The organism is Porticoccus sp. W117, from assembly GCF_030341905.1.
Taxonomy (GTDB): Bacteria; Pseudomonadota; Gammaproteobacteria; order Pseudomonadales; family Porticoccaceae; genus SCSIO-12696.
Genome location: NZ_JATAAF010000048.1, coordinates 1 through 2,455, shown reverse-complemented (window position 1 = coordinate 2,455; position 2,455 = coordinate 1). Strand labels below are relative to the sequence as shown.

3 protein-coding genes are annotated in these 2,455 nt (G+C 54.4%); all 3 read left to right on the top strand.

Annotated elements, in window-relative coordinates; genetic code table 11:
- Positions 1-83: 83 nt before the first annotated feature.
- The 3 genes from tnpA to tnpC all read left to right on the top strand — a co-directional run bounded on the left by tnpA (position 84) and on the right by tnpC (position 2,440).
- The gene (tnpA, locus tag QSV34_RS15120; protein ID WP_289156076.1) at positions 84-446 is read left to right on the top strand and encodes an IS66-like element accessory protein TnpA; all 363 of its coding nucleotides are present in this window, start codon (positions 84-86) and stop codon (positions 444-446) included.
- On the top strand, positions 443-778 hold the full coding sequence (tnpB, locus tag QSV34_RS15115; RefSeq protein ID WP_289156074.1) for an IS66 family insertion sequence element accessory protein TnpB: 336 nt from the start codon (positions 443-445) through the stop codon (positions 776-778). The genes tnpA and tnpB overlap by 4 nt, the downstream gene beginning before the upstream one ends.
- 81 nt (positions 779-859) lie before the next feature.
- Entirely contained in the window at positions 860-2,440 is a 1,581-nt protein-coding gene (gene tnpC / locus QSV34_RS15110) for an IS66 family transposase (RefSeq protein ID WP_289156072.1), read from the top strand.
- The last annotated feature ends 15 nt before the right edge of the window (positions 2,441-2,455 follow it).

The following is a 2,455-nucleotide window of genomic DNA, read 5'->3' as shown; positions in this document are numbered from 1 at the left end:
GTAAGCGTCCGGCCAACACATCTACCGATCCGGTTCTGAACGCATAATGATGGTGTCCACCTATTATTAAGTGGACACCTATTATGGATACATTAAGCGGCACCTCACTCTCATTCCCGGCCTCAACCAATACCAAGCGTCGCAGGCGCTTTACGCCAGAGTTTCGAGCAAAGGTTGTAGCACTGTGCAAACAGCCTGACGCTTCTGTGGCAGCTATAGCTCGCCAGCACGGTCTGAATGCCAACCTGGTGCACAAGTGGATACGGGGTGCGGGCAAATCATCCAGTACTGCATCAAGCCCATCGACAGACTTCTTACCAATCCCTGTATCTGCACCACTTACTGCCGATCAGTGTGTGCGCATTGAGATCAACAACCTGTCGATTCATTGGCCAATAGCACACATCCACCAGGCCGTGCCTTGGCTCAAGGCGCTACAGTCATGATCCGTATCGATCGCATCTGGTTGGCCACCGAACCATTGGATATGCGCGCGGGGCCAGACACTTGTTTGGCTCGCGTGATCAAAGTGTTTGGCGTGGCTCAACCACATCAGGCGTATGTCTTTTTAAACAAACGCGCCAATCGCATGAAGGTTCTGGTTCATGACGGCTTCGGCCTGTGGCTGGCGGCGCGCCGATTGCACAGAGGGCGCTTTATTCCTGCCCGCACCTGGCAACAGCACCCATTGGAGCTGTCCACCGAACAGCTGCAAGCGCTGGTAGTTGGCTTGCCCTGGCATCAGATAGATTCCAATCAAGGCATCGCTGTTCTCTGATACCACGCATTGCCCTGCGTCTTACGCAATAACCGGATCTGGTACTCGTCAGGCGGTTCGTGTTCAGGCACAGTGGCACCCATGACCCACACGCCGAACCTCAATGCTCTTTCCAAAGACCAGCTGCGCGCATTGGTGCTGCAGATGCAGGGTGAGGTTCAGCAGATGCAGGTTGAGGCTCAGCAGATGCAGACTGAGTCTCAGCAAAAAGATCAAACCATCCAGACCATCTCGTTGGAAAACAGCAAGCTCAAGCACGAGATGGCAATCCTCAAACGACACAAGTTTGCCCGCACCAGTGAAACGTTGAATCCGCAACAACGCAGTTTGCTGGACGAGCTGGTCAATGAAGACATTGCGGCCATCGAAGAGCAGCTGTCCCGGCACGAACAACAGTTGCAGCCCAAGGCACCGGAAAAACGTCACCCCAAACGGGCGCCGTTGCCCCCTGAGTTGCCACGAACCACTATCAAGCATGAGCCGACGAACACGCAGTGCGACTGTGGTTGCCAGCTCAAACGTATTGGTGAGGACGTAAGCGAAAAGCTCGATTACATCCCCGGTACCTTTACGGTTGAGCGCCACGTTCGCGGCAAGTGGGTCTGTGACGCCTGCGAAACCTTAACTCAGGCACCCGTCCCTCCCCAGGTGATCGACAAAGGCATCCCCACTTCTGGTTTGCTGGCGCAGGTGTTGGTTGCCAAGTACAGCGACCATCTACCGCTGTATCGACAGGAAAAAATCTTTGCGCGGGCGGGTGTCGACATTGCTCGCTCTACACTGGCGGACTGGGTGGGCCGTTGTGGTGTGGCACTGCAGCCATTGGTGGATGCTATGCGCGGTGCGCTGCACCAACAACCGGTACTTCATGCGGATGAAACCCCGGTAGCGATGCTGGCCCCAGGGAAAAAGAAAACTCATAAAGCCTACGTCTGGGCGTATACCAGTACACCGTTCTCAACACTCAATGCAGTGGTCTACGACTTTGCTCCGAATCGCTCGGGAGAGCACGCCCGGAAGTTCCTGCAAACCTGGCAGGGCAAGCTGGTCTGTGACGACTACAGTGGCTATAAGGCCAGCTTCCGAGACAGCGTCACAGAAATTGGTTGCATGGCCCACGCCCGGCGCAAGTTCTTTGACTTGCACGCGGCCAATCAAAGTACCCTGGCGGAATATGCTCTGGAGCAGATAGCGCTTCTCTACCAGATAGAAAAACAGGTCAAGCAGCAGAGCAATAAAGAGCGTCAGCGCGTTCGGCAAGAACAATCACAGCCAATACTGGATGGTTTGCATCAGTGGATGATCTTACAGCGCAAGAAAGTACCCGATGGTTCGGGAATAGCCAGAGCTATCGATTACAGCCTTAAACGATGGGAAGCATTAACTCGCTATTGCGAAGATGGAGCAGTGCCTATCGACAACAATCGGGTGGAAAATCAGATCCGGCCTTGGGCGCTGGGTCGAAACAACTGGCTGTTCGCGGGTTCACTTCGCAGTGGCCAGCGTGCTGCCAATGTGATGAGTCTGATCCAGTCGGCCAAACTCAATGGCCATGATCCGTATGCGTATCTGAAAGATGTGTTGGAGAAACTGCCAACACAGAAGAGCAACCGGATTGAGGAATTGCTGCCGCATAATTGGAGTGAGTCGGTCAAGGGGTGATGACCGGACGCTTAC